We start from the raw sequence: 26572 nt of genomic DNA on the forward strand, positions 1-26572 counted from the left end.
CCAGCGCCCGCTCGGTGCCCTGTCCGGGTCAATGGATGCCGCCCATGCCCTGGATGCGCAGTCGCAGCGGGCTGTCGGGTTCGGGCACGGGCTGGATCGTCGACAGGCTCACGCGCGTGTCCGGAGCCCCGGTGTCGGGGAGCGGGCAGCCGGCCTCCACCCAGTCGTGCACGATCTGCCGCACCGTCCGCGAGACCGGAAGGTCACGGGCGAGCCGGGTGGCGTCCGCCGGGGCGAAGAACTCATGGAGGAAGTCCGCGACGGGCGCCGGGGCCGTCGGCGGGCCGTCGTCGCCCGTGCCGTCCGTCATGTTCGCGGGATGCGTCAGCGCCGCGAGCAGCGCGGGGGCCGGCTGGAGGCACCACCAGGCGACCGGCCGCTCGACGAGCCGGTCCGGGTTGCCCGGCTGGGGGCCGACCAGGGCCCGGCTGTCGGAGAGGAGACCGTCCGGTCGTGTCCGTACGGCGTCGGCCAGGAGGAGGATGGCCTCCAGCGGGGAGTAGGCCCGCCGCTCGGCCGGTTCCTCGGCGAGCGAGCGGATCCACTCCCGCCACACCTCGGTCTCCTCGTCGTCGAACACCTTGTACATGGGGCCGTTCCAGCGGAAGAGGCGGAAGAGGGGGCTGCCGGCCGGATCCCCTGGGACGATCCACTCCGAGGCGGTCAGCGCCGCGAGGAGGCCCTCGGGATCGGCGAACCAGTCGTTGAGGTAGCTGCCCGCGAGCATCCTCTTCTCGTGGTTGAGGGCGGCCCGTGGAGCCTTGTCCCTGATCATGCGCAGCAGGCTCTCCTCGGGCGTGGGCGGTGACTTCAGGTGCGCGACCAGTTCCTCGCCGAGGTTGCCGGTGACCGCGAAGGCCACGTACCCGTTCCAGATGCGCTCCCACTGGCGTTGGACGGCCTCCTCCCCGCCGAGGGTGTGCAGCTGGTCGAGGTAGCGCATGACGGCTTCGCGCGCGCGGGCGCCGTGTCCGTCCGCGGCGTTGTCGATGCCGACGTGCATACGGAAGAAGCGGGAGTCGATGCCGTGGTGGTCCATCAGTTTCGCCATGGGGACGACGCCCAGCACCTCCCACTCCAGGAACAGCGTCATGCCGAGCAGTTCCGGGAAGAACGCCTCGGGATGGCAGGAGATCGCCAGCTCGAACGCCGGGACGGTGAACGCGGAGTCGAGCAGGTCGGTCCTCGCGGTGAAGGCGTAGGAGTCCACAGGCGGCAGGTGGATGCCGAGTTGCTGCAGCAGGGTCTGGTAGAGGGTGGAGTGGTTCAGTGCCGGATTGCCGTCGCCCACCTCCTCCTTCCAGATCGAGAACAGCAGGCCGCGGACGTCGTCCATGGGTTTGGCCTCCGTGAGGTGCCGCAGCCACACCCCGTCCAGGAGGTTGAAGGGCGCCATCTGTTTGACCCGTTCGAGGACCGAGTCCCGGGTGCGGAACACCTGCTCGACGTCCGGGTCGGCCGGATCGTACGCCTCGGCGTCCTGCGCCAGCCGGCTGTAGATCAGGTCCAGCCGCTCCTCCAGGCTCTCCCGCGTGTAGCGGAACGGCCGCAGCGTCTGGGGTGCGGCGGGATCGTGCTGGACGGCCACGGCCTCGGCGAGGAACGACTGGGCGAACGCCCGGGAGGCCTTGACCTGGTCGGGGAAGCGGTCGGGATGCTGCAGTGCGTAGAACCATTCGCGGTGGCTGAGGCCGACCTGGTCGGCGCGTTCCGTCTCGACCAGGACACGGCTGCCGTCGGGTGCCTGCCGGGCCACGACGAAGCCGAGCCGGCTCCACTGTCCGACCATGTCCTGGGCCCCGGCGTGCGCGCGCATCCGTCTCCACCGGTCGTCCACCCTCTTGTCGTAGGCGGTGTCGCTCTCCCCGGCCATGCGGGCCGGCTTCGGTTTGCGGACGATCTGCTGCCCGACGCCGCGCGCCCACGGCCGGCGGTACGGGGTCGGGCCGATGCTCCGGGCGGCCTGCTCGCCCGCCGCGCGGACCAGGGAGAGGAAGAGCGCCTCGGGATAGACGTCGTCGGGCCGCTGGGCGGGCCACCAGTGGGTGTTGCACTCGTAGAAGTCGGCCTGCCACGGCAGGGCCATGTGTTTGGTCAGGTCGCCGGGCTCCAGGTCCTCCCGCAGCCGGAAGGGGCCCGCCCAGAGGTCCGGGTCCTGGGCGATGTACGTCATCTCGATACCCGGGTAGAACGGTCCCCCGCTGCATGCTTCGAGGGCGGCCCGTACCAGGGCGTGCGGCTCGTCCTGCGGGGCGGGCTCCGCCGGGTCGGGCGCCCGGCCCGTCCAGTCGGGGGTGAAGTCCCCCTCCGCCCAGAGGCGCATCCTCTCGTACTGTCCGGGCAGCAGGGACATCCATCTGCCCGGCCTGCCGTCCAGGGGTTCTCCGTCGTCGCCGGCGAGCTGGGGCATGTACACGGAGGTGGCCTCGGCGACCCCGGCACCGGGGCCGCGCAGCCGCCGGAAGACCGACCGGCGCAACTCGGCCGTCCCGGGGCCGTTCGACGCCAGCTGCCCGAGGAGCGTGGGGGCGAGGAAGTCACCGGGCTCCCCCTCGCCGTGGCCGCGCAGCGCGGCGGCGTTCACCCACTGGTAGTCGCTGACGCGGCGCAGGATCGGATGGATGTCCCGCGTGAAGGAGACGGAGTCGGGCTGCTCGTACCGCTGGGCCTCGGCGATCACGTCGTAGAGCGTGACGAGGTTCTCCGTGTGGGGGGAGAAGTCGGGCGGTGTGACCAGGACCCAGGCCGGCTGTGCCCGCAGCGGCTCGCCCCCGTTGCGCAAGGTGACGCTGGCGTGGACGGGCCCGTCGGACACGTCGTCGTACCAGAAGTCGTTGTTGGCGAAATGGACGACCGGGTTGTCCGGCCGGGTGGTCCCGGAACGGCCGAAGCCGCCCAGGACGAGCAGCCGGCCGTCGTCGTCGGTGCGCAGCTCACCCAGCGGTACCGGTCTGCCGAGGAACGTGCCGGTGTCGAATCGCCCGCCCGGACCCGACTGGCCCGGCCCGGTGACGGTGCGGGGGCCGGGTCTGACGGCGAGCCGGGAGCGGGCCTCGGGGTCATCGACGTCGACGGCCTGGTTGCGGCGGGCCCTCGGGTCCCGTGCTCCCCCGCCTTCCGCCCCGTCCTGGTGCCGCCCGACGAACTTGAACCAGGCGGCCTTGGTGTTGGCGAGCTCCACTGTCCAGGAGATCTCGGCGTGCTCCGCGGTCAGCTCGCCCAGCGCGGTGCCGTCCGCCGCGTAACCGTAGACACGGAAGCGTGCCGCCTGCCGCTTGACGCGGCCCTCGCCGTCCTTGAAGCCGCCGGCCGGCTGCGGGGGGACCCCCGGCACCTCCGGTCCGATGAAGAATTCCGTGGGGCTGTTCCCCACCCGGGCAATGCCGAGGGACGGATGGATCTCACACCGTACGACGTCGTCCAGATTCACAGGCAGCAGTTCACCGGACTCCTGCGGCCGAAACGAAGAGCGGCCTGGCCGGGGCACGGTTTGTCACCTGTGCGGTGCAGTGGCTCGGGAGGTTGGCGGGCGCCCCGGCGACTAGAATGGCAGGCGGGATCCCGAAGCCGGACACCATCGTTGCGAAAGAAGTGGTCGTCGTGGCCGATTCCAAGGACGAGGCAGCCCTGCGCGCCGAACAGTCCGCGAAGGACACGCAGAAGCAGCGCAAGCAGGACACCGCGAGCAAGCAGAAGGAGAGTCAGGCGCCCGAGCAGGCTCCTGTAGAGCCCGTCGCGCCGGCGGAACCGCCCGCTCCCGAGCCGAGGAGGTACGGCCGGGGCTGATGCCTCCGGCACCAGGACGCGATTGCGCACCAGGACGCGGTCCAACCCGGGCGCCGAATCCCGTGAGGTACGGCGGCCGGGTCCGCGCGTGACGGAGCCGGGCGCCTGACGGCCGGAAGGGCCGCGGGTGTCCCGAAGGCTCGTCAAGGGCGGCTGGAAGCCAAGGTGACCGGACGGCGCCGGCTCCGGACGTGGCGATGCCCGTGCTCACGGTCCCTTCGTGTCCAGGTACATGAAGTCGACGCGCCCGCGGCGTGGCGGCACCCGCTCGGCGAGCAGGCGGGTGAACCGGGGCGAGGGCTCGACGCCCAGTTCGTCGTTCAACAAGCTGCGGAACGCCGCGTAGTGACGCAGCGCTTCGCACACGTTGCCCTCCGCGAGATGCGCGGCCACGACGGCCCGGTGCGCGCTCTCGCGCAGCGGCTCGGCGCGGATGCCTGCCCATGCCGCCTCCATCGCCAGGGCGGTTCTGCCCTGCTCGATCAGGGTTTGCGCCAGCGAGTCGAGCGCGTGCAACCGCAGTTGCCGCAGGCGCTCGCGTTCCAGCAGCACCCAGTCCTCGTCCCAGCCCGGCAGGAGGTCCTCTCCGACGAGGAGTCCGAGCGGGGGATGGCAGCACGGCGGTGGGCCACAGCCCGCGACGACGCTGAGGGCCGTGCGGGTGAGGGCGTAGACGTCCACGTGCAGGGCCGGGGTGACCAGCAGGACGTCTCCGCAGCAGCGGACGAGCGGGGTGTCACCCCGCGGGAGCTTCCACAAAGTGGTGCGCAGGCTGCCCCTGGCGTGCTCCTCGGTGACCTCGGGCCACAGCGTGCCGGCGAGGACCGTGCGGGGCGCCCTCTCGCGCAGGCTCAGGAAGGCCAGGAGCCGCTGGCCGTTGCGGCACAGCTCGACGCTCTCGGTTCCGAACTCCAGCCGGAACTGGCCGAGCAACCGCAACCGGGCGGAGGGAGACACGTTCATGATCGCCTCGCTCACCGTGGTCTCGCGTGAGCGCGCCTCTCGAAAGCCGTACCGTCTCGCCGGCGTTGTTCCACAGCTCGCTGGGACCCGTCGATCCGGCTCCGGGGTCCACCACCTCGGAGGAGGCCTGTCTCCACCAGTTTCAGCCCCTCCTTCCCGCTCTGCAACCCACCGCACGACCACGCCGCGCAGCGAGATACCGCTGGTCACCAGGGTGCCCTGCGCCAAGCGGCGCGCACCGCGGCAGCGGCCGCGATGACGGCGGGGTGACGCCGGGCTGACGGCGGTTCCCTAGCTTCGGTCACGGCGGACGCGCGGATCCGCCTCACCGTGACCGACTGGAACTGACGAGAGGAAGCGAAACATCATGGTCTCTCTGGCCAACGTCCGGTTCGGCGAGGAGAACGAGGACGTACGCACCGTACAGAAGGCCCTGATCGCCCGAGGCCACACGATCCCCGACGGCGCCACCGGATACTTCGGCGAACAGACCAAGGCCGCCTACCAGGCCGAGCAACGCGCCCAGGGCTTCACGGGAGCCGACGCCGACGGCATACCCGGCTGCGCCTCCCTGACCGCCCTCGGCAAGAGCATCGGCTTCCCCGTGGACTGCGCCGGAGTGCCGGCCGGCGGCGGGGGACGGCTGGCTCTCTCCCAGGTCACCTACCACGACCCCGGCGACGACTCCGGAGAGGCGGCCATGCAGCGCTATGCGCGCAAGGCGTGCGAACTGACCGGCATGGACCCCCGGTTCGGGGTTCCGGCGCTCACCACCATCGCCCAGCGCGAGTCCGCGTACAACGCGCCCGGGCAGCGGGTCAACACCTGGGACGTCAACGCACACGGCAGCAAGGCAGCCGACGGCCACGCGCTGAACTGCTCCCGCGGGGCCACCCAGTGCATCCCGACCACGTTCGCCGCCTACCACCAGGCGGGCACGGCCACCACGCCCTACGACGTGGTCGCGTGCATGTGCGCCACGATCAACTACGTCCGCGACCGCTACCACGTGAACCAGTCCGGCTCCAACTTCACCGCCCGGGTCCAGCAGGCCGATCCGAACCGCCCGCCCAAGGGATACTAGGAGCCCGTCATGGTGGCCCTGTCCAACGTCCAGTTCGGCAAGCAGAACGAGGACGTGCGCACCGTGCAGAAGGCCCTGATCGCCCGCGGCCGCACCATCCCCGAGGGGGCGACCGGGTACTTCGGCGAACAGACCAGGGCGGCCTACCGGGCCGAACAGCTCGCCCAGGGCTTCACGGGAGCCGACGCCGACGGCATACCCGGCTGCGCCTCCCTGACGGCCCTCGGTCACCACTCCGGCTTCAGCGTGGACTGCCAGGGCGCGTCCGCCGGCGCGGGGCGGATACCGTCGCCCGTGCCGGGACACAAGGTCACCTTCGAGTTCTACGAGCGCGGCCCCTACGCCTGGAAACCGGACGGTGTCGGCCGGCACACCGGGCAGGACTTCGCCGCCCAGAGCGGCACCCCCGTGGTCGCCGTACGCAACGGCAGCATCGCCTGGTCCAACGGCGAGGGCGGGGCGTACGGTCAGTGGATCGGTCTGGCGGCGGACAACGGTCACGTGTACACCTACTGCCACCTCTCGCAGCGGCAGGTGACGGCCGGCCAGAAGGTCAGCGCCGGGCAGCAGCTCGGCCGGGTCGGCACCACGGGCAACTCCACGGGACCGCATCTGCACTTCGAGATGTCCAAGGGGCCCACGTGGGCCTACGGCAGTGTGGCGAAGCCCCTCTACTGAACGTGCGGAAGGTCCTGTCCCGTCACCACGGACCCCCCGGGTGCCCAGCCGGGTGGCCCGAACAGGTACCCGGCCCGGTCGCGCCAGCACCGCGCCGCGCGGACGTCACGCCAGGCGGCCGCGAACTCGTGGAAGGCCACCCGCACCGGGTTGTGGGTGCCGATGTTCTTCGTCAGGCCGTACACCACACGCACGCCCTCCGGTTCGAACGTGCCGAAGAGCCGGTCCCAGACGATGAGGATGCCGCCGTAGTTGCGGTCCAGGTAGACGTCGTTCGAGCCGTGGTGGACGCGGTGGTGGGAGGGCGTGTTGAAGAACCACTCCACCGGCCGCCACAGCCTCTCCACCCGCTCGGTGTGCAGGAAGAACTGGTAGACGAGGCTGAAGGCCTGCTGGAGCAGGATCATCCACGGCGGAACGCCGAGCAGAGCCAGCGGCAGCCAGAACGGCAGGCCCGTCATCGGCGTCCAGCTCTGGCGCAGGGCCGTGGAGAGGTTGAAGCGGAGGCTGGAGTGGTGGACCACATGGCTCGCCCACAGCACCCGCACCCGGTGGTGGGCGCGGTGGAAGGCGTAGTACGCGAGGTCGTCGCCGAAGAGGAGCAGGACCCACGTCCATGCGGAGGACGGCGACAGATGCCAGGGGGCGACGGCGAAGACAGCCGCGTACAGCACGATCGTCACCGCCTTCCAGGGCATCGCGACGACCTGGCTGCCGGCGCCCATGGACATGCTGGTGACGGTGTCGCGCAGCTCGTAGCCGCGTTCGTCGTCGTCCGGGAGGAAGCGGTAGGAAAGCGCCTCGACGACGACCAGCAGCACGAACGCGGGTATCGCGTAGACCACGGCCGGGATCATGTCAGCGCACCGCCTTGCGCGGTGTCGCCGGCACGCTGCGGGACAGCAGCTCGCGCGCCAGCCGTTCGGCCGCCTCGGACTCGCGAACCGCGATGTGCGCCGCCAGCCGCTGATGCGCTTCGACGTCGAGGAGTTCCGCGGTCCGCAGGTCGTCCGGCACGTCGGCGACCGGGAACGTGCCGCCCACCAGGCTGTTGAAGGCCAGCAGGTAGGCGACGTTCCCGGAGCCCTGCACGATCAGCCGCCACCAGGCGACGTCCGCGTCGGCCAGCTCGGTCAGGTCGGGACCGGTGTGCGCGTACCGGCCCGCGGCCTCGACGATCCTGCCGGCGGTGTCCTCGGAGCACCGGATCGCGCACAGCCGTGCCGCGTCGGCGCCGACGCACGCCCGCATCTCCAGGGCGTCGCGGGCGAGGTCCTCCACCGAGGGCCCGGCGTCGGCCGCCGCGATGCCCATGGCGAGGTCGAGACCGGCGGTGTGCCGCCAGTCGAGGACGAGCGTGCGGCCGCCGTGGCTGACCTCGACCAGCCGCGCCTGCTGGAGCCGCTTGACGGCCTCCCGGACGGCATGCCGGTTCACCCCGAACTCCGCTGCCAGAGCCCGTTCGGCGGTGAGCGCGGCACCGGCCGGCAGTTCCCCGCCGAGGATCCTGTCGCGCAGCACCGCGAAGAGCTGGTCGGAGACCGCCTCGCGCCGGATGAGTCCCTCATTCATGGCGATCAGGGTGACGGCGACCAGCTCGCTGGTCAACTGGTTGGACCAGTATTTCGGTTCCCGGTGCTCACCGCGGAGCCGTGCACCCGCCCTCGGTCCGCGCGGCCGCCCACACCGCGATCTGGGTGCGAGAGCGCAGGCCCAGCTTGTCGCGGATCTTGTCCAGGTGCGTGGCGACCGTGTGGACCGAAAGGCCCAGCCGGTCGGCGATCTGACGGTTGGTCAGCCCTTCGGCGACGAGTCCGGCCACCGTGGACTCCCTTGCGGTGAGCGGGATCGGCCGGCCGGTGGCCCGGACATGGCGTCCCGTCCGCTCCTCGCCTCCTGCCGCGCCGAGCGCGTACGCGACCAGCCGCTCTCCGCGCAGCCCACGGGCACCGGCGACGGCGGCCTCCTGCGCCGCTGCCGACAGCCGTGTCCGGGCCCGCGCCGCCGCCTGTTCCACCCTGTGCCGCCAGGGAGCCTCCGGCTCGGTGTCCAGACGGCGCCGCTCCTGCGCGCTCGCCTCGTACAGCCGCAGCGCACGCTGCATGTCGCCGCTCTCCACGGCCACGAGGGCCAAGCCCTCCACGGGGTACAGGGCATGGAAACTGGCCTCTGGAACGATCCGCAGCACCTCGGCGAACAGGGTCTCAGCGCTGCGCAGACGCCCCAGGGCCAGCCGTACGGCCCCCGCGGTGTGCAGCGCGGCCGCGGTCCGGGGCCACGGTGCCTGCTGCCTCAGCACGGGCAGACACCGTGACATCAGTTCGTCGGCCTCCAGCTCGCCGCCGGCCTGGAGCAGCGCCCAGGCCAGGTGATGGGTGCACCAGGCCGTGTCCTGCGGGCTGCCGGAGGAGGCGACAACCTCCAGGCACTCCCTCAGGTCCGCGACGGCCTCGGCGAACTCCCCGCGGCACAGTCGCGCCGCCGCCCGGGCGTCAAGGGCGTTGGCCAGTCCTGCGGCGTCCCGGCGTATCCGCTCGCTCCGCACCGCCTGCTCGCCCAGGCGCAGCGCCTCGTCCGGATCGGCCTGCTGGCAGGCCACGCGCGCGGCGAGCGCGGGCACCTGCCCACCCAGCGCCCGGCCCCCGGCTCCCCGCAGGAGGCCGGTGAGCAGCGCACGGGCGGCCGACGGCTGCTCCTGCTGGTAGTGCACACGCGCCAGCTCCAGGGTCAGCCGCACCCGTACGGCGTCGCCGTGGCCGGCGCCGCAGGCCAGCACCGAGGCGAGGTTGTCCCGTTCCCCCGCGAGCGGGCTGCCGGCCTGGTCGGCGAACACCTCCCCGCGGCCCCGCCCGGCCAGCTCGGTCAGCCAGGCGAACGCGCGGCCCAGGGTGGCGTGCAGCTCGCCGGATGCGCGCAGACGCTCCAGGGCGTAGACGCGGATGGCACTCAACTGCCTGAAACGCGTGGGCGCCCTCTCGCCGGGCTGACGGACGACGAGCGACTTCGCTTCCAGCGCGCACAGGATGCGGAAGACCTCCCGCCGGGCTATGCCGTCACCGGTGCAGACCGTTTGCGCCGCGGTCGTGTCGAACCCGCCGACCAGGACCGAAAGGCGCCGGAAGACCGCCTGCTCGGCCGGATCCAGCAGCCGGTGGCTCCAGTCGACCGCTGCGGCGAGCCCGCTGTGGCGCGCGGGTCCGGTTCTGCTGCCCCCGGTCAGCAGGTCCAGTTGGGAGAACTGGTCTTCCAGCCCCGCCAGGACGTCGCTCAGCGCGAGGGCGCCGACGTGGCGGGCCACGAGTTCGACGGCGAGCGCCAGGCCGTCCAGGCGCCGGCAGATCTCGGCCACCAGGTGGCCGTTGCCGCGATGGAGCGTGAATCCCGGGGAGTTGCTCGCGGCGCGGTCGACGAAGAGCCGTACTGCCTCGGATCGCAGGAGGGCCGTCGCATCGTCTCCGGCGTCGGCCGGCGGCAGGGTCAGCTCGCCGACCCGGAACACGGTCTCTCCGGGCACTCTCAGAGCCTCCCGGCTGGTGGCCAGGATCCGCAGCCGGGGGCACCGGCCCAGCAGGGTCGCCACGAGCCGGGCGCACGGCTCGGCCAGATGCTCGCAGTTGTCCAGAATCAGCACCTGGGAGGTGTCGCCGATCGCCCGGACCAGCACGTCGACGCCGGTCCGGCCCGCGCGTTCGCGCACCCCCAGCGCGGTGGTCAGGGTCTGCGTCAGCAGTGCGCCGTCCTGGAGTGAGGCGAGTTCGACGAGGTCGGCCCGTGCGAAGCGCTTCGGCAGGCCCTTGGCGAACTCCAGCGCCAGCCGCGTCTTGCCCACGCCTCCGGCGCCGGTCAGCGTGAGGAGGCGTGTGCGCCTCAGGAGGGAGCGCAGGTCCGACAACTCGTGCTGCCGGCCGACGAAGGAGTCGAGCGCCGACGGCAGGACGCTCCCGCCGGCCGCCGGGACCGCGGGCGCGACGCCCGAGGCCGCTCGCCGGCGCAGCGCCCGCTGCCGGCAGGCGCTGGAGCAGTATCGAGCCGGCCGACCCCCGTGCGGCCGCACGATCAGCGCCGCACCACACAGCTCACATGTTCGACTCCGGCCCATCCCCGATTCCTGGCCGTACCGCCCCGGAACGAAACCATCGCCTTCGGCCATGTGTCCCTGCGAGAACCGCCCGTCGGCCTCGGCCGGACCCTGGCCCGCCGTGACGCGTGCGGTGACCGGCACCGTGGCGGGGCCGGCCACCGCAGGGCTTTCGGGGGCGTCAGGGGTGCGTCAGGGAGTGGCGGCGGGGTTGACGCCGAGGACGACGGTTCCGGTCACTCCCTTGCCGAGGTCGCTGCCCGCCTGCGTGAGGGTCAGCAGGGTGGCGGACCCGCCGTTGCGGTAGATGCCGTCCCGCGCGTTGAGCGTGCGGGTGGCCGTGTTGTTCCGGTAAGGGGACAGGGCGGCGATCCTGGTGTTGTACGTCTCCGGGAAGTAGAGCTGGCCCGTGTGGGACACGTGGCCGCCGTGGTACGTCCCGCCCGACACGGTGCCTCCCGCATGCGTCTTGACGTGGATGTGGAGGGCCCGGCCCACGTACCAGCCGGGGTAGACGGTGGTGAACTCCGCGACACCGGCGGAGTCGGTCAGCTGCACGCCGCGCAGGAAGGTGGTGTCCGGGGTGGAGCCTCCGGCGACGTATCCGGAATAGACCCCGAGGGCGTCGCAGTGCCAGATGTCGACCGCCGTCTGGGGCAGCGGGGCGCAGGTCGCCGCGTCGACCACCGTCACACGGAGGGTCAGCGGAACGCCCGCCTTGCCCTCTGTGATGTTCTTGCGGACCGTCTCCAGGTCCAGGTAGTACGGCCCCTCCGTCTGCTCGGGCGTGAGGACGCAGGCGACGGCCGGCCGGGCCGCGCTCCGGTGCTCGGTGGCGGCGGTCGCCTGCGTGGCGGCGAGGCCCAGCGCGGCCACGCCGAGCGTGGCGCCGCCCAGGGTGGCTATCACGGACCTGCGAGTGGCACCTGCGGGAAGCTCCGACGGCTCGGTGTCGCGCTGCGGTTCCGCGGTGTTGTGGTGGGGGATGTCAGTCATGGTGCGAGCATGGCGCCGGTGACGAGGCACGGGATCGCACGGACGACCCACGAAGCCACCGCGTTACGAAACCCACCCCCGGTGGCGCGTGCGCGCCGTACCCCGACGCCGTGAGCGGGTCCCGTCGTTCGCCGCCGCCGGGAGGGCCACCTCTCGACGACGCCGTGCCGGGTCAGGTGCGGTCGACAACACCGCGCCGGGGCAGGTGCGGCGGCCGGCCCGGGTTCATCCCGCGTAGCGGGTGGCGAGGGTTCGTACCGTCGCGGCGATGCGGTCGCGGAGTTCGGCCGGCGCCATGACCTCGACGTCGCCGCCCAGCCGCAGGAACTCCCCGTGGGCGTGGTCGATCGACTCGATGGGCACCCGGGTCTCCGTCCATCCGTCGCCCGCGGGCGTCACGCCGAGGCGGCGGGCGCCCTCCGGGGTGAGCCGTACCAGCGCCTCCCCGGTGTGCAGCCGGGCCCGGAAGTCGGCCAGATACCTGTTCCAGTGCGCGGCCAGGCCGAACCCCTCCGGGAGGGTGAACTCCTCGTCCAGGCAGTGGAGTTCGACGATCTGGTCGACCCGGTAGGTACGGATGCCGGACGGCCCGCCGGCGACCAGGTACCAGCGCCCGGCCTTGAGGACGAGCCCGTACGGCTGCACCCGCCGCTCGATCTCCTCGGGCGCCCGCCAGCGCCGGTACCGCAGGACCACCTCCCGCAGCTCCCACACCGCTGCGGCGACCGCGGCCAGGTGAGGCGTACGGTCGACGTCGTCGTACCAGCTGGGGGCGTCGAGCAGGAAGCGCTCCTGGATCCGCCCGGCGTGCTCGCGCAGCTCCGCCGGGAGGGCGGCCCGCAGCTTGAGCTGGGCGGTGGCGAGCGCCTCGCCGAGACCGAGTTCGGCGGCGGTGCCGGGAAGCGCGGCGAGGAACGCGGCCTGGGCCTCGTCCGCGGTCAGCCCGGTGAGGCGGGTCCGGTAGCCGTCGACCAGCCGGTAGCCGCCCGCGTGTCCGGCCTCCCCGTACAGCGGGATGCCGGCGCCGCCGAGCGCCTCGACGTCCCGGTAGACCGTCCGGACGGAGACCTCCAGTTCCTCGGCCAGCTCCCGGGCCGTCATCCGGCCCCGGTTCTGGAGCAGCAGAAGCAGGGTGACCAGTCGGCTCGCGCGCATGGCGCCCAGTATCCGCTGACAGTGGATGGCAGTGGAGTGTCCCTAACCTGCGGCGCATGGACGACTTCGACTTCCTGCACGGCTCCTGGGACGTGGCCAACCGCCGTCTCACCGCGCCGCTCGGCTCCGGCCCGGGCAGCTGGGTGGAGTTCCCCGGTCATGCGGTGGTCCGGCCGCTGTTCGGCGGTGCCGGCAACATCGACGAGATCACCTTCCCCACCCTCGGCCGCCAGGGCGTGACCCTGCGCCTGTTCGACCAGGAGACGCGACGCTGGGCGATCCACTGGTCCGACAGCCGGACGGGCCGGCTCGATCCCCCCGTGACCGGCGGCTTCACGGGCGACCGCGGTGACTTCCACGGCGACGACACCTACGCCGGCCGCCCGATCCGGGTGCACTTCACCTGGTACCGACTCGGCCCGGACACCGCCCGCTGGGAGCAGGAGTTCTCCGCGGACGGCGGCCGCACCTGGGAGCTCAACTGGACCATGGACCTCAGCCGCACCGGGCGGGCCGGCGCGTGAGGATCGTCGAACTCCGGCAGTACACCCTGCGTCCCGGCAGCCGGGAGACACTGATCGAGCTGTTCGAGCGCGCGTTCGTGACCGGCCAGCAGGCGGCCGGCATCACCGTCGGCGGCCGTTTCCGAGACCTGGACGACCCGGACCGCTTCGTCTGGCTGCGCGCCTTTCCCGACATGGCGCACCGCCGGCGCGCGCTGGAGGCGTTCTACAGCGGCCCGGTCTGGCGCAGGCACCGCGAGGCGGCCAACGCCACCATGGTGGACAGCGACGACGTCCTGCTGCTGCGCGGGCCGGGCTTCCGAGCGGAGCCGGGCACCCGCGAGGTGGTCGCGACGATCTGCCGGCCGGCCGAGCCGGCTGCCTTCGACGCGTACGCCGCCCGGCACCTGGGCCCGGCCCACGCGCTGCACCGCACCGAGCACGCCGAGAACGACTACCCGCTTCTGCCCGTCCGCACCGGGGAGGGCGTCCGGGTCTGGTTCGGCCCGGCCGAGCCACCCCCCTGGCCGGCCGCGCGGCTGCGCCTGGCACCCGTGACGACGTGATCGCGCTCTCGGGTGGCGGCCGTCCGAAGGGTGACGGCGCGGCAGAAGTGCTGCCGCGGAGGTCCGTTGCCCGGTCGGCCTCGTGTCGATCACACGCGTCGCGGACGTGGGTAGACTGCTGCACCACCCTTGCCCAGCGGGCCCCTGACCGAGCCCCCTGACCCCAGCAGCCGGAGCGACCGCGTGACCAGTCGGGTTCTTCTCGTCTCTCCCGCGATGACCGCGTCCTCACGACAGGCCCGCTTCGACGACGGGGAGTCTCTCGACGAGGGCGGCGCGGCGCGGGCCCGGGCGGCGGCCGGGGCGCTGCCCTCCGCGGTCCGGGTGGTCACCTCCCCCAGCGCGCGCTGCCGGGAGACGGCGCGGGCACTGGGTCTGGAGGGTGGGCCGACGCGGGAGCTGGCGGGTCTTGACGCGGGCCGCTGGCGGGGCCGCACCCTGGAGGAGGTGGGGGCCGCGGAGCCGGAGGCGGTGGGCCGCTGGCTCACCGACCCGACGTGCGCACCGCATGGAGGTGAGTCCGTGCGGGACCTGTGCGGGAGGATCGCGCGCTGGCTGGCCGACGCGCAGGCCGTGCAGGGCCGTACGGTCGCCGTGGTCGAGCCGGAGGTGGTGCGGGCGGCGGTCGTCGACGCGCTGGACCTGCCGGCTTCGGTCTTCTGGCGCCTCGACGTGCCGCCGCTGACCGTGACCGAACTCAGTGGCCGGTCCGGGCGCTGGAACGTGCGGCTGGGTCGTCCGCTCACCGCGCCGGACGCCGGCTAGGGCCTCTCCCTCGGATCTGGCCGGCGTCGCGGGGGCCCGGCCGCGCATCTGCCGCGTGGTCGTCGCTCGCCGGCCCCCGAAGGCACCGCCGCCTGGTCCTGGAGCTCGCCCCGGCGGCCGTCCCGGTCTGCGCGACCCGCGCGGCAGCGCTCGGCCCGACGGCCGACCGGGGGTTCAGGCCGCCGGGTCCCGGTGACGGCGCAGCAGCGCCGCTATCGCGCAGCGCAGGCAGGGGGCGTCGGCGCCGCCCTGGGCGCCGTCGGGGCATGCCGCAGACGCCTGGTGGGGCCGTCCCGGGCAGTCGTCCCGCGAGGCCGCTATCAGCGTCTCCAGGTCGTGCAGGAGCCGTTCGGTGCGCCTGGCCTGCTGGGCGAGCACACGCACGCGGGCGCTCTGGCCGCCGATCTGCCGTCGGCTGGCCACCAGTTGCTCGTACTCCCGCAGGGTGAGGGCGACCGCCTCGCGGCCACCGAGAGTGATACGGCGGGGCTGTGGGGGTCTGGCCACTCGGTTCCTCCGCTCCTCGCCCGGGTGTACCGCGTCCGGCCGGCCGGGCTCCCGGGCCCTGCCGGTGCTCCCGTGCCCGTCGGTGTCCCGAAAACGCCAGAGGGCCCCCGGATGGTTCCGAAGGGCCCTCTGTTGTCCGGAAGGAGTCAGTGCGCGGCCGGAACCGCTCGCCCGCTCGCGGCCTCCGCCGGCTTCGGGTTCAGCAGACGCTCGGCCAACTCGCCGAAGACGAGACCGAATCCGCCCCACAGGACGCTCTGGACCGCCAGCGCGGAGAGCCGGAACCGCCACAGCAGGGTGGCCGGGAAGTCCTTGGGCACCTCGTTGACGACCGGCAGGAACCGGTAGGCCAGGGCGACCACGACGACGAACGCCGCCACCGCGCCGACCGTCGCCCACCAGGTGCCCAGGCGGGGGGCCAGGCGCTTGCCCAGCAGGGTGGCGGCGACCGCCAGCAGGACGCTGAGCAGCATCATCAGGAAGTACAGGGTGGTCCGCTTGCCGATGGTGTCGGGGCTGCCGACCGACGGCGGGTTCGCCGGGTACTTCAGGAACGGCACGACGTACACCGCGACCAGGGCGCAGCCCGACAGCAGCAGTGCCGTGGCGCGCGGGCTGAAGCGGCCCACGCGGCCGAGGGCGAAGCAGAAGGCGAGCGCGGCGATGCCGCCGAAGGCGACCCCGTAGACGAGGACGCCGGTGGCGAGCCCGGCGGTGGACTGCAGGGAACGGGAGACGACCTCCATCTCGTGCTCGTGGGAGTGGGCCTCCTCGAAGCCGATCGCCTTGTCGACGGCCGGCTCACCGAGGAAGTACGCCACGACGAGGGCGAGCACGCCGGCCGCGAGGCCGGCGAGCATGCCCCGTACGAGGAGGTTCCGTACGGTTGCGGAGTTCATGGGCGTGCGGTGTCCCCTCGCCTCAGTGGCAGGGGAAACCGAGCAGGTGGCGCGCGTCGTGCACCCACTCGTGGACGTCCGTGCCGTTGAACACGGAGGTGGCGCCCTGCTCGGCACCGACGAAGTACAGCAGGACCAGCATGAGGATGCCGAAGAAGACCGCCCAGGGAGCAATCGCCTTCAGGGGCAGCTTGGCGGGAACGACGGGGGTGGTGGCTGTCGGCTGGGCGACGGTCTGCGCCATGGCAGGACCTCCTCTGGGAGTTCGCGTCCCATCTCGGTGGTGCACAGGACGACGGCCACGGGTCTGACTCACGAGACGCCTCGGGCGGCGACTCGCACACAGTGGCGCGACCGTTCCGGATTCCCACCGGCTTCCGTCTCGCCGTCGTCGATATCGGACAGACCGTACCGCGTGCCGCGCACCCCGCCAAGACCGCCTCCGCCCGGCGTGATCTTCCTCTCCACCAGGCGGTTCGGCATGGGCGGGTGGTGGCAGGGAGACGAGCCGGTGGCACGGAGGCCGGCTCAGGGCCGCCGCACCGCGGCCTCGCCGGCGTCAGCGCGCTCCCGCGCCCCCGGTGGACGCTGTGCCGCCGCGCCCGCTGCCGGCCCGGTGGGACGCGGGCCGTATGCGGGGGATCAGGGCCGGGACTTCGGCGCGGTAGGCGTCGTAGGCGGCACCGAACCGACGGGCCATCAGGCCGTCCTCGACGCGGACCCGGCGCAGCAGCCAGGGAAGGGCGACCGCTAGGTACGCCACCCGGACGCCGAAGCCGCAGGCCGGCATGGAGCCGGTGACCAGGCCGAGCTACCCGGTGTAGATGGGGTGGCGGACCAGGCGGTAGGGCCCCTCCGTGCGCAGCTCGTGGTGTTCCCGGACCGTCGGCACACCGGCCCACATGGTGCCCAGCACCCGGCGGGCCCACAGCAGCAGGGTGGTCGAGGCGACGGAGAGCAGGACGCCCGGCAGCGCCGGCCCGGGCCGCTCGGGCCTCCAGTACCGCAGGTGCCGCCAGAAACCCTCGGAGCGCGCGACCAGGACGTAGAACACACAGACGCCCGCGATCAACAGCATCCGGCGCGGCAGGGTGCGGCGCAGCCCGCGCACCCGGTCGCGGGTCGATGGAGAGGGCACCACCGGCCTCCACCGGTCTCCACCCACGGATGGAGAAGCCGGTCCCCGTGGCCGCGGAGCCGGGCACTGGGGCCAAGTTCCGCACGGGCCGGGGAAGTTCGGGCGTGTCCCGGGTGGGGCGCTGCTAGCCTGCGCCCAGGTGCTCGGGCGGGACAGGGGAGGAGCTGAACGCCGTGGTCCATGCGTTCGCCGTGTACCGGGACGCCATGCGTGAGGCGTGGGGAGACTGGTGGCTGGCCTGGCCCCTGCTGCAGAAGGTCGCCGTGGGGGACGTCCTGCACGACTCACGGGGGTCCGTCCGCGCGGCCGGGACACTGGCCGACCACAGGATCGGCTTCGAGGAGACGCCGCCCGAGGCCCGCGGCGCCTTCCTGTACGACGCGGGGGGCGGGATCGACGTCCGCTTCAAGGCGTCCGGTGCCACGGACCCCCTCTTCGCGGCCCTCGCCGACGCGGACGCCGGAGTGCTGCTGCGGTTCGCCCGGCAGCGGGCCGCGCTGGTGGCGTACCGGGGCCTGACCGGGAGCGGGATGGCCGACAGCCGGGCCCTGGCCGGCGCGCTCGTCCGGCGTTACTGGGCGGGCCGGTGGGACACCGGGCTGCTCGCCGTGACCGAGGTGGTCCGGGCGGACGCGGCCGTCGTGCTGGTGGCCGCCGGAGCGGGCGCCGCCGCCGAGCTGCGCCTGGCCACGTCCGTGGGCAGCGGTCCGGTGCAGCTGCTCGACCTGGCGGGCTCGGCACAGCTGGCCGGCAGCCGGCACCTGGGCTTCCAGTGGATCGGCGAGGCGCTCACCCCGCTCTTCCGGGTCGTACGGCTGCGCGGCACCTGGCTGGGCGGGGTGCGCGAGGAGTACGGGCCCGTGCAGCCGGGGCGCGGCCTCGACGCCGAGCCGGTACCGCCCCTGCTGCTGGAGCAGGCCGCCGACGACCCGGCGGCCGTGCTCGAAGCACCGCAGCAGCTCCTCGTGGCACCCGAACCGGCCCGGGACCCGTCCTGACCGGCGCGGCGCCGCTGTCCGTCCGGCGCGCCGCCGCGCGGCTGCACGCCGTCGCCGGGCTGGAGGAGGAACTGCGCCAGTGGCAGGCCACGAGCCGCGCCGGCGGCCCGCTGGAGAAGCACCACAGCCAACTGGAGGCGGTGGCCGCGTTGCTCGGCGTGGGGCTGGCCGACGTACGGGCCCGGCTCGGGGACGGACGCGCCGGGGACGTGCCCGGCCGGGTCCTGGACCTGCACCATGTGTGGGACTTCTACCGCACCCGGTTCCTGCTGCGCCGCGTCCGCGACTACCGCCGCTTCCTCGACGTCGCCGACGAGCTGGCCTGGGAGTGCTACGGCCCGGTCCTGGGGCTCGCCGGTGCCCGCCCCAAGGAGCCCCCGCTGGTCGGCTTCAGCCGGGCGGCCGCGCCGCGCGCCCACCGCCGGGGCAGCGCCTACCACGATCTGCTGCCCCGCGGCGGCATCCACACCGCCAAGGGCCGCGAGGCCGCCACGCGGCTGCCGTTCCCGGTCATCGACGTGCCCTGGTCCTTCCGCTCGCACCTGCCCGGCCTGCTCACGGTGGCGCACGAGGCCGCGCACCACATCGACGACGACTGCGGTCTGGGGGACGAGATCCGGCGGCGGGTAGCGACGGCCGGCCTGTCCCCGGAGCGTGCCGCCCACTGGGAGCGGTGGTCGGGCGAGGCGTTCGCCGACGTGTGCGCCGCCGTGCTGTGCGGGCCCGCCTACGCCGCCGTCCTGGCCGAACTGCTCGACGCCGGGGACGACGTGGACGAGCGGGACTTCGACGGCGCGCATCCGCCGCCCGGCGCCCGGCTGCGGCTGGCGGCCGCCGCCGCCCGGCCGGCCGCGCACCCGGGCGCGCCGGACGACACCGGCGACGGCGCCGAGGCCCGTGCCGTGGCCGGGGCGCTGACGACGGGCGGCTGGTCCGGGCTGGGCGGGCTGGCGCTCACCGAACTGCTCGCGCCCGCACGGCCGCCCGGTGGTGCGGACGTACCCGAGGGGGCACGCCGGATGCTGGCGGGCGGCCCGTCCCGCTGCTCCTCGACGGCCGGTGTGCTGGCCGCCGCCGCCCTCGCCTTCCAGCGGGATCCCGCCGCGTACGACCGGCAGGGCGTCGGCGAGCGGGCCGTGACCGAGGTGCTGCGCCTGCGGTCCGCCGGCACACGGGCCGCGCCGGCCGCGGATCCGTCGGCAGCCGAGCGCCGTCACTCGCGCGCGGAGGCGGGCGGTGCGCTGCTGGCCGCGCTCGACGCGACGGCGGATCCCGGGGAAGCGGTGGTGGGGTGAGCGCCTGCCGCGACCTGCCGGACCGATGACCCAAGTGCGCTGGTTCACGGATGAGTTGAGCGGGGCGGGGCTACGCTGGCCACAGCGCACACACCGACCGGACGGGGGACGGTACATGGGCATGCAGTGGACACCGGCGGTCCTTCACCGGCCGCAGCGCGGTCGGGTGCAGTGCATGCTGTGCCCCTTCCGCTGTGCGCTGCAGGACGGCGAGACGGGTCTGTGCGGGGTGCGCCGTCGGTCCGGGGACCGGCTGGAGACCGCGACCTTCGCGTCGTCGGTGCGGCACTGGGACGCCGTCGAGCGCAAGCCGCTGTACCACTACCGGCCGGGCACTCCCTGTCTGACCCTGGCCGCACCCGGTTGCACCTTCGCCTGCGACTACTGCATCAACCACCGCATGTCGCAGTACGGCCGTGTGGACTCCGTGCGCTGGGACGCCGAGCCGGTGGACCCGGCGGAGGTGACCGGGGAGGCGGCGGGACGCTCGGGCTGTGTCGCGATCTCCTACACCGAACCCTCGCTGGCCATCGAACTCACCGCCGCACTGGCCGAAGCGGGCCGTCCGCTCGGGGTGGAGGTGGTCTGGAAGAGCAACGGCTTCCTGACCGCCGAGGCCGTCGAGCTCGCGGCGCGCCATGTGGCCGCCGTCAACGTCGATGTGAAGACGCTCGACGAACGCGACCACCGTGAACTCACCGGCGCCCGGCCGGGGCCCGTGCTCGACGCACTCACCGGGCTGCGGGAACGCGGCGTCTGGCTGGAGGTGTCGACCCCGCTGATCCCCGGGCTCACCGCCGGGCCCGGCACGCTGCGCCCGATCGCCCGTGCGCTGGCCGCGCTGGACCCCGCGATCCCCTGGCACCTGGTCCGGGCCACGCCCGCCCACCGCCGCACCGGTCACGCGCCCACGCCGGTGGCCGACCTGGAGGCCGGGGTGCGCATCGGGCAGGAGGAGGGGCTGCGGCACGTGTACGTCGAGCGGGCCCTGGGCGCCGACGGGCGGGCCACCCGGTGCGCGAGGTGCGGTGGCACCGTGGTGGCGCGGGACGTGTGGGCCCTGGGCGAGAACCTTCTCAAGGACGGCAGGTGCCCGCGGTGCGGCGCCGAAGTGGAAGGACGATGGTGACGCCATGACCGAGTACCGGATGGTCGAGCACATCCCCGACCTGATCCAGCCCGAGGAGTACGAGCAGCATCCCGAAGGCCGCCTGGTGCGGATCAGCATCCGGGTCGACGGCGGGGGCGTCCAGGTGCTCGGTGACGCCTTCCGGCCCGAGGTGCTGGAGCAGTTGCTGCAGACACTGGGGCCGGACGCGATCGAGCAGATGCTCTGCGGCTGACCGCGCGCCCCGAAGTCTCACTCGTCCGACAGGAGCGCCGTCAGTGCCGCCCGCAGTTCCTCCGGGGACGGTTCCGGCGGCAGTACCTGGCGGTGCCGGGCGGGCTCGCGCCAGGGGATGTGCGGGTAGTGCACGCGCAGTTCACGCAGTCCCGGTCGCGGTGCGGGCCGCAGGTAGGGATGGGACAGCAGCACCACCCGGGGCGGTCCGGACAGGTCGGCGGTGAGCCGGGCGGCCACCACCTCGGCCTCCCGGAACGCCGTCGGCGCGTCTCCGGCCGTCAGCGGACCGGCGGCCCACACATGGACCAGGTCCTCCGGGCCCTGCAGGTACCGCGACCGCCAGGGCTCGGCGAGCGGCACCAGCGCGCAGGGCCGCCCCAGCCTGAGCACGGTGGCGGCCATCAGATGGGCCGCGAGCCGCAGCACGGAGCCGACCTTGCCGTGGGTGGCGGGTGTGTCGTCCAGCACCAGCACCAGGCCGTGCGGATCGCGCGGCAGCCGGCCGCTGCTGGTGCGGTACAGCAGCTCGTCGCGGGCGTGCCGGGCCCTGAGCAGCTCGGTGGGCAGGGCCAGTTGGGTGGGCAGCAGCCGGTTGGCGGGGCCGTGCCGGGCGAGCCCGGAGCGGCCGGTGCCGCCCGCGCCGCCCATGGCGAGGCCGGTGTCACCGTCCAGCAGCCTCAGGCCCAGCAGGGCGCGCTGCGCGGGTCCGGGCGGGGTGAGGGAGAGCGGCAGCCGGCGCATCCGGGCCGGCAGGGTGGGGTCGGCGGCCACCGCCTCGGGGCCGAGGATGCGCAGCAGCGCGACCAGCCGGTCGTCCACGGTGCCCAGCGCCGCGGTCAGTTCGGTGAGGATGGGCGCGGATCCGCGGGCGGGGATGGAGGAACCGGTCAGCGCCCGGCCCAGGGCCTGGGCCAGATCGGCGGGGGTGACCTCGGGCGGGGCCAGGTACGCCGGGTCGGCGGGCAGGTCCGCGACCAGCAGCAGCGCCAGCCCCGCCAGGGCGGGACCGGGCCAGCCCAGTTCGCGCAGCGCGTGCAGGCCACGGTGGTCTGCCAGGATCCGCAGCCGGGGCGGGGTGGTGCCGCGCAGCAAGGCCAGTACGTCCGCCAGCAGGTCCAGCGGCACCCCGAACCCGTGGACGGCGGCGAGCACGGCGAGCCGTACGAGTTCCTCCTGGCCGTTGGGCGCGACCGGTGCGGCGGCCGTGCGCGGGCCGCCGGTGAACAGCTCCCACAGGACCGCGGCACCCGAGTTGTAGGTGGCCGCGAGCTGGTCGCCGACCGGTGACCAGCGCAAGGTCCACAGATGCCCGCCGACGCCGTCCGGCGGCACCAGCACCCGGATCCGGCGCGCCTCCTGCGCGTCCCAGACCTCCGCCACGGAGTCCTGGTCGGCGGACGCGAACGCCAGCAGCCGGGAGTCGGCGCACCAGGACAGCGCGGGCGCCCAGTCCCGGCCGCCGGCCTCGCCGAACGTCTGCCGCCGCTGCCAGGCGCCGGTGTCCCAGACCACGACCGGGCCGCCGGCGCTGCCCGGTGTGGCGGCCAGCCGGCTGCCGTCCGGGGACCAGGCCACCCGGCACACCATGGCCTGCGGGTCGGGCCAGTCCAGCACCCGCACCCGGCGGCAACGGCCGGTGGGACCGGTGCCCCAGACGATCACCCGGCCACGGGTGCCGGCCGCGAGCAGTCTGCCGTCCGGGGACCAGGCGGGCCGGCGCACCCCGTCCTCCACGGGCAGCCGCTGCGGTCCGCCGCTGTCCTGGGCCAGGTCGTGCACCAGCACCTGCCGGGGGGCGGCGCCCGGCTCGGGCGCCGCCCAGCGCAGCGGGCGTACCGGATGGGCGGTGACCGCCTGCCCCGCCATGCGTTCGGCGAGCACCCGGCCGTCGCGCGGGTCCACCAGCCGGTTGACGCCCTGTTCGTAGTGGGACGCGAGCACCAGGACCGGGCTGTCCCCGGCCAGGCAGGCGGCGTCGTACCAGCCATGCGGGAAGCTCCGCACGGCCGCCTCGCCGCGCGGGTGTGCCGCGTCGGCGGGGTAGTCGAGGATGCGGCCCGGCCCGGACTCGCACCAGTGCCCGGCACCGTCGGGCGACCACACGAGGGCCGGTGCGACACAGCCCAGCCCGGCCTCGGGCAGGCGCAGGGCGCGCAGCACCCCCGGGGGCCGTTCCCCGGTGCGGGTGTGGACCTTGCCGACGGTGACGCCCATGGCGTTGGCCCAGCGGCGCAGCGCGGCCGGGTCCCGGCGCCGGTGCGGGCGCGGTACCGCGCCGGACGGCTCCCACACCGCGATCGTGTCCGCGTCGAGCCGGGCGGCGACCAGCCCGCTCGCCGACAGGCTCAGGTCGCCGGGGCCGGTGACCCGGCCGGGCAGTCGTCCGAGGACGTCGAGGCGGGGGCCGAGGATGCGCAGCCCGTCCAGCTCGGAGCCGGCGATCAGCAGGGAGCCGTCATGGCTGAACGTCAGCGCGTTCATGCGGTACGGCACGAACTCGCGGCGCAGTTCCCGCCCGGAGCCCGGGTCCAGGAGCCGCAGGCCCGCGTAGTCCTCGACGGCGATGGCCCGCCCCTCCGGGGAGCACGCCACGCGGCGCAGGCCCTCGAAGAGCCCGCCGAGCGTGCCGGTCATGGTGCCGCCGTGCGGTTCCCACAGCTGCGCGGACGTGGCCGTGGCCACGCACAGGGTGTCCTGCCGGCCCGGGATCCAGCACACCTCCACCACCGGGTCGACCCCGCGCAGCCGGGTCACGGTGCCCTCGGCGCGGTACAGCAGCAGGACGTCGCCGGTCCGCAGCCCCGCCGCGAGCAGCCGGGCGTCGGGCGACAGGGCCAGGGCGGTGATCTCACCCTCGGTGTGGAGCTGCGCGGGCAGTTCCACGGGCTCCCCGGTGTCGGCGTCCAGGAGGATCAACCGGCCCGCGCCGAGCAGGAACAGCCGGTCGCCGTCGGGGGTCCACACCGCCGCGTCGGTACCGGGGTGCGGATCCGGCCCGGGCGGGGCGCCGGGCCGGGCCAGCCGCCACACGACACGGCCCTCGTCGTCGTAGCGCAGCACCTCGCCGCCGTGCAGCACGACCAGTCCGGTGCCGTCCGGCGACAGGCACAGGCCGCGGGCGTCGGCGGCCGGCACGGTGAGGATCTGCTGGGCGCTCCAGGCGCCGGCCGGCGGAGTGCTCACAGGCCCTCGCCCAGCTCGGCCGCGGCCCGCTCGTACATCTGGGCGGCGCGCTGGAAGTGGCCCGCCTGCTCCAGGAGTTCGGCGGCCTTGCGGTACTCGCCGCGCAGGGAGTGCTCCATGGCGACCTGGTTCAGCCGCCGCCGTTCCGCCTCCGGGGTGCGCGCCGCGGCCGGTGCGGCGGGCTCCGGTTCGGGCATCACCTGGGCCAGCCGGTCCAGCAGGTCCCGAGCGGACTCGGACAGTCCGGTGGCGAAGGCGGGCGGTGCGGGCATCCACAGCTGCCAGGCGGGCCGTACGTCGGCCAGCCGCAGCCGCCAGGCGCCGTCGCGGCACAGCACGGTGATGACGTCCGGGCCGAGGCCGAGGACCTCGTCGCGTGCGGTGTCCGGCAGCGGCGGGTTGAGGACGCAGCCGCTCTCCAGGTACAGGGCGCCCGGACCGGCCTGGTGGACGGGGATGCCGAAGGGCAGGGCCTGGCACAGCCCGGGCGGCTCGGTCACCAGGTGGCGGCCGGGTCCGAAGGCGACCACGGCGGTCTCGTGCAGCGGCCGGGTACGCAGGAAGCGGCGCAGCGCGTCGAGTTCGCCGTCCGCGACCAGCACGGCGTCGACCCGGTGCGGGGCGCGTGCGCTGGTCACCAGGCGGACCGGCAGCGGCGGCCCGAGGGCGGGTACGGGCACCGGTGTGCGGACGGGCGGTGCGGCGGCCGGCACCGGGTGCGCGTCGAGGAGTTCACCCGCGGCCGGTTCGCCCAGCGGCCGCCACTGCCAGGGCGGTCCGGCCACGGCGCGTTCCACCACGAGGTGCCCGCCGGGCGGGACCTCCTCCAGCAGTACGGCGTCGTCCAGCGGAAGCCGCAGCCGCACGTCGACCAGGAGCCGGCAGTCCGGGTCCGCCGCCCGGCAGGCCACGGTTCCCGGCAGCCTGCCGCACGCCTCGACCAGTCCGACGGGTACGGAGCCGTCCGCGGCCCGCAGCCGCAGCAGCAGCCAGCCCGTGTCCGCCCGGGCCCCGGGGCCGAGCCGCTCGACGGGTGTGAAGGTGGTCGCGACGCCCGTGGCCAGACAGCGGCGCAGCAGCCAGCGGCCCAGCGCGCCCGGCGCGAGGACGGCGACCTCCTTCAGGCCGGGCGGCGGGCCCGCCACCGGGCTGTGGGCGGCGAGTTCGGCGAGGGACACCGGGTCCCATTCGGCGACGGTGGACAGCTCGCCGATGGCCCGTGGGACGCCCGCGGCCGGCCGGTCGGGCCACAGCAGGCCGTCGGCGTCGGCCTCGCAGACCACGCCGCCGTACCCGGCCGCCAGCGGCAGGCCCGGCTGGTGTCCGGGGGTGAGCAGCGCCCACACGGACTGGTCGTAGGGTGGTCTGCGCAGGCCCGGCGGGCCCAGTTCCGCCGTCGCCGCGACATGGCCCAGGGCGGCGCGGGGGGACGGGAACCGGACGACGGCCGACCAGCCGGCCGGCTCGCCCCGCTCCCCCGGGTCGGTGGCCGGGGGTTCGCCGGGCGGCGCGGGCGGTGTCTCCTGGCCGTGCGGGGGCACGGGGATCACGGTGATGGGGCGTGAACGGTCGGCCGGCGCCGGCACGGGCTGGGCGGATGGCTGGGCGGGAAACACGAAGGGGAACTTCTTGCGCCGCCAAAGAGTACTCATGGGTCCCCCGATGGATGGATCTGCCGATGCCGCTCGCCTACGCCTGTGCCGGGGCCGGCGGCGCGGGTCCGGTGGGTACGCCGGTGGTGTCGCCGAGGGTGCGGGCGGCCCACTGCTGCCAGCGGTCGGCGCAGCCGGTGACGCCGGCCCGGTAGGAGGCGGCGAACACCAGGGCGCCGAGGTCCGGGCGGCGGATGTGGTCCGCCGCGGTGACCGCCCACGCCTCCACCTCGGCCCGCTCCCGGGCCGGGGCGAGCGAGCCGATGCGCTCCGGCACCCCCGCCAGGGTGCGCAGCAGCGCCTCGCTCTCGCCGTACGCGCGGGCCGCGGCCAGCTGCCGGCCCAGCCGGCGCCGCAGCCGTTCGGCCGCGGTCCGTGGTTCCGCGAGGGCGAACAGGTGCTCCGCGGTGGCGTAGGACCGGGTGAGGGTGACCAGGGTCCAGCCGGCGCGCAGCAGGTCGCCGCCCTCCTCGAAGCACTCGGCCGCGGCCTCGAAGCGGCGTGCGGACAGCAGGCATTCCGCGGCGCGGCTCGGCCGGCGGGCGCGCCGCCAGAGGCCGGCGGCGCGCTCCAGGTCGCCGGCCTGCTCCCACAGCTCGGCCGCCTTCAGCGGGTGGCCGGCGTCGGCGTGGCAGCGGGCGGCCTCGGCGTAGTCGCCCGCCTGCTCGTAGCAGCGGGCGGCGTCCGCCAGGAGGTCGGGCGATCTCGTCATTCGTGGGCGCGCCTCGGTTCGCGGTACTGCTCCCCGTCGTCCGGATCGGTCTGCGCGGGCAGCTGCCGGAGCTGGGGCTCACGTTCCCGCTCGGGTACCTCTTCCGCCACGCCGGGCCTGCGGTCCAGCACCCGGCCGATCGCGTACGCGATCTCGTCGTGGGCCGCGTCGTGATCCTCGATCCGGGTGGTGCGGCCGATGTCGTCCACCTGGAACAGCTCGACCTCGCCGGTCTCGGAGTTGTACCGGAACTCGACCCTGACCCGCAT

Annotated in this window: 26 protein-coding genes; 10 read left to right on the top strand and 16 right to left on the bottom strand. The window is 74.3% G+C overall.

Annotation, left to right across the window (positions count from 1 at the left end; all coding sequences use genetic code 11):
- Positions 1-28 precede the first annotated feature (28 nt).
- Positions 29-3430 carry a LodA/GoxA family CTQ-dependent oxidase gene (locus IE244_RS25195; RefSeq protein ID WP_191875847.1) on the bottom strand — a complete coding sequence of 1134 codons (3402 nt, stop codon included), beginning with the start codon at positions 3428-3430 and terminating at the stop codon, positions 29-31.
- Positions 3431-3600: 170 nt separating this feature from the next.
- On the opposite strand from IE244_RS25195, the gene IE244_RS25200 reads away from it, so the two are divergent.
- Positions 3601-3786, top strand: coding sequence for a hypothetical protein (locus tag IE244_RS25200; RefSeq protein WP_191875848.1), 186 nt, complete (start codon positions 3601-3603; stop codon positions 3784-3786).
- 207 nt (positions 3787-3993) lie between these two features.
- On the opposite strand, the gene IE244_RS25205 is transcribed toward IE244_RS25200, so the two are convergent.
- Positions 3994-4749, bottom strand: coding sequence for an AfsR/SARP family transcriptional regulator (locus IE244_RS25205; RefSeq protein ID WP_191875849.1), 756 nt, complete (start codon positions 4747-4749; stop codon positions 3994-3996).
- Between the two features lie 367 nt (positions 4750-5116).
- Here IE244_RS25205 and IE244_RS25210 point away from each other — a divergent pair, with 367 nt between their 5' ends.
- The gene (locus tag IE244_RS25210; RefSeq protein WP_191875850.1) at positions 5117-5833 is read left to right on the top strand and encodes a peptidoglycan-binding protein; all 717 of its coding nucleotides are present in this window, start codon (positions 5117-5119) and stop codon (positions 5831-5833) included.
- A 9-nt stretch (positions 5834-5842) separates the two neighbouring features.
- Entirely contained in the window at positions 5843-6511 is a 669-nt protein-coding gene (locus IE244_RS25215) for a M23 family metallopeptidase (RefSeq protein WP_191875851.1), read from the top strand.
- Here the strand turns inward: IE244_RS25215 and IE244_RS25220 are convergent.
- The 5 genes from IE244_RS25220 to IE244_RS25240 all read right to left on the bottom strand — a co-directional run bounded on the left by IE244_RS25220 (position 6505) and on the right by IE244_RS25240 (position 12740).
- Positions 6505-7368: a sterol desaturase family protein gene (locus IE244_RS25220; RefSeq protein WP_191875852.1), complete on the bottom strand. Its 864-nt coding sequence runs from the start codon at positions 7366-7368 to the stop codon at positions 6505-6507. The genes IE244_RS25215 and IE244_RS25220 overlap by 7 nt on opposite strands.
- A 1-nt stretch (position 7369) precedes the next feature.
- Complete coding sequence (locus IE244_RS25225) at positions 7370-8083, bottom strand: FadR/GntR family transcriptional regulator (RefSeq protein ID WP_191875853.1); 714 nt, start codon at positions 8081-8083, stop codon at positions 7370-7372.
- A gap of 67 nt (positions 8084-8150) precedes the next feature.
- The gene (locus IE244_RS25230; RefSeq protein WP_191875854.1) at positions 8151-10610 is read right to left on the bottom strand and encodes an ATP-binding protein; all 2460 of its coding nucleotides are present in this window, start codon (positions 10608-10610) and stop codon (positions 8151-8153) included.
- Positions 10611-10781: 171 nt separating this feature from the next.
- Positions 10782-11585: an intradiol ring-cleavage dioxygenase gene (locus tag IE244_RS25235; protein ID WP_191875855.1), complete on the bottom strand. Its 804-nt coding sequence runs from the start codon at positions 11583-11585 to the stop codon at positions 10782-10784.
- Positions 11586-11810: 225 nt separating this feature from the next.
- The gene (locus tag IE244_RS25240) at positions 11811-12740 is read right to left on the bottom strand and encodes a helix-turn-helix transcriptional regulator (protein ID WP_191875856.1); all 930 of its coding nucleotides are present in this window, start codon (positions 12738-12740) and stop codon (positions 11811-11813) included.
- Between the two features lie 56 nt (positions 12741-12796).
- On the opposite strand from IE244_RS25240, the gene IE244_RS25245 reads away from it, so the two are divergent.
- From IE244_RS25245 to IE244_RS25255, 3 genes are all read left to right on the top strand, one after another.
- Entirely contained in the window at positions 12797-13264 is a 468-nt protein-coding gene (locus IE244_RS25245) for a hypothetical protein (RefSeq protein ID WP_191875857.1), read from the top strand.
- Entirely contained in the window at positions 13261-13809 is a 549-nt protein-coding gene (locus IE244_RS25250) for an NIPSNAP family protein (protein WP_191875858.1), read from the top strand. The genes IE244_RS25245 and IE244_RS25250 overlap by 4 nt, the downstream gene beginning before the upstream one ends.
- A gap of 183 nt (positions 13810-13992) precedes the next feature.
- Positions 13993-14574, top strand: coding sequence for a histidine phosphatase family protein (locus tag IE244_RS25255; RefSeq protein WP_191875859.1), 582 nt, complete (start codon positions 13993-13995; stop codon positions 14572-14574).
- 174 nt (positions 14575-14748) lie between these two features.
- Here IE244_RS25255 and IE244_RS25260 read toward each other — a convergent pair whose 3' ends face one another.
- From IE244_RS25260 to IE244_RS42185, 5 genes are all read right to left on the bottom strand, one after another.
- Positions 14749-15081 carry a hypothetical protein gene (locus tag IE244_RS25260; protein ID WP_191875860.1) on the bottom strand — a complete coding sequence of 111 codons (333 nt, stop codon included), beginning with the start codon at positions 15079-15081 and terminating at the stop codon, positions 14749-14751.
- A 146-nt stretch (positions 15082-15227) separates the two neighbouring features.
- The gene (locus IE244_RS25265; protein ID WP_191875861.1) at positions 15228-15980 is read right to left on the bottom strand and encodes a CbtA family protein; all 753 of its coding nucleotides are present in this window, start codon (positions 15978-15980) and stop codon (positions 15228-15230) included.
- Between the two features lie 22 nt (positions 15981-16002).
- The gene (locus IE244_RS25270) at positions 16003-16224 is read right to left on the bottom strand and encodes a CbtB domain-containing protein (RefSeq protein ID WP_191875862.1); all 222 of its coding nucleotides are present in this window, start codon (positions 16222-16224) and stop codon (positions 16003-16005) included.
- 315 nt (positions 16225-16539) lie between these two features.
- Complete coding sequence (locus IE244_RS42180; protein ID WP_229854322.1) at positions 16540-16770, bottom strand: hypothetical protein; 231 nt, start codon at positions 16768-16770, stop codon at positions 16540-16542.
- 21 nt (positions 16771-16791) lie between these two features.
- Positions 16792-17118 (bottom strand): methyltransferase family protein, encoded by a 327-nt coding sequence (locus IE244_RS42185; RefSeq protein ID WP_229854323.1) that lies wholly within the window; start codon positions 17116-17118, stop codon positions 16792-16794.
- 173 nt (positions 17119-17291) lie between these two features.
- On the opposite strand from IE244_RS42185, the gene IE244_RS25280 reads away from it, so the two are divergent.
- The 4 genes from IE244_RS25280 to IE244_RS25295 all read left to right on the top strand — a co-directional run bounded on the left by IE244_RS25280 (position 17292) and on the right by IE244_RS25295 (position 20754).
- Positions 17292-18116: a hypothetical protein gene (locus IE244_RS25280; protein WP_191875863.1), complete on the top strand. Its 825-nt coding sequence runs from the start codon at positions 17292-17294 to the stop codon at positions 18114-18116.
- Between the two features lie 140 nt (positions 18117-18256).
- Entirely contained in the window at positions 18257-19411 is a 1155-nt protein-coding gene (locus IE244_RS25285) for a hypothetical protein (protein WP_191875864.1), read from the top strand.
- Positions 19412-19532: 121 nt separating this feature from the next.
- A complete protein-coding gene (gene amrS, locus IE244_RS25290; protein WP_191875865.1) occupies positions 19533-20540 on the top strand; it encodes an AmmeMemoRadiSam system radical SAM enzyme in 1008 nt (335 codons plus the stop codon).
- Positions 20541-20544: 4 nt separating this feature from the next.
- On the top strand, positions 20545-20754 hold the full coding sequence (locus IE244_RS25295; RefSeq protein WP_191875866.1) for a radical SAM-modified peptide, FtsH ternary system-associated: 210 nt from the start codon (positions 20545-20547) through the stop codon (positions 20752-20754).
- Between the two features lie 17 nt (positions 20755-20771).
- Here the strand turns inward: IE244_RS25295 and IE244_RS25300 are convergent, their stop codons facing one another.
- From IE244_RS25300 to IE244_RS25315, 4 genes are read right to left on the bottom strand one after another with little or no spacing between them, the layout of a single operon-like run.
- A complete protein-coding gene (locus IE244_RS25300; protein ID WP_191875867.1) occupies positions 20772-23939 on the bottom strand; it encodes a WD40 repeat domain-containing protein in 3168 nt (1055 codons plus the stop codon).
- Entirely contained in the window at positions 23936-25591 is a 1656-nt protein-coding gene (locus IE244_RS25305; RefSeq protein ID WP_191875868.1) for a DUF8588 domain-containing protein, read from the bottom strand. The genes IE244_RS25300 and IE244_RS25305 overlap by 4 nt, the downstream gene beginning before the upstream one ends.
- A 37-nt stretch (positions 25592-25628) precedes the next feature.
- A complete protein-coding gene (locus IE244_RS25310) occupies positions 25629-26303 on the bottom strand; it encodes a hypothetical protein (RefSeq protein ID WP_191875869.1) in 675 nt (224 codons plus the stop codon).
- Positions 26300-26572: a hypothetical protein gene (locus IE244_RS25315; protein ID WP_191875870.1), complete on the bottom strand. Its 273-nt coding sequence runs from the start codon at positions 26570-26572 to the stop codon at positions 26300-26302. Before IE244_RS25315 ends, IE244_RS25310 begins: the two co-directional genes overlap by 4 nt.

This window comes from Streptomyces filipinensis, assembly GCF_014649495.1.
In the GTDB taxonomy this organism is placed as follows: domain Bacteria; phylum Actinomycetota; class Actinomycetes; order Streptomycetales; family Streptomycetaceae; genus Streptomyces; species Streptomyces filipinensis.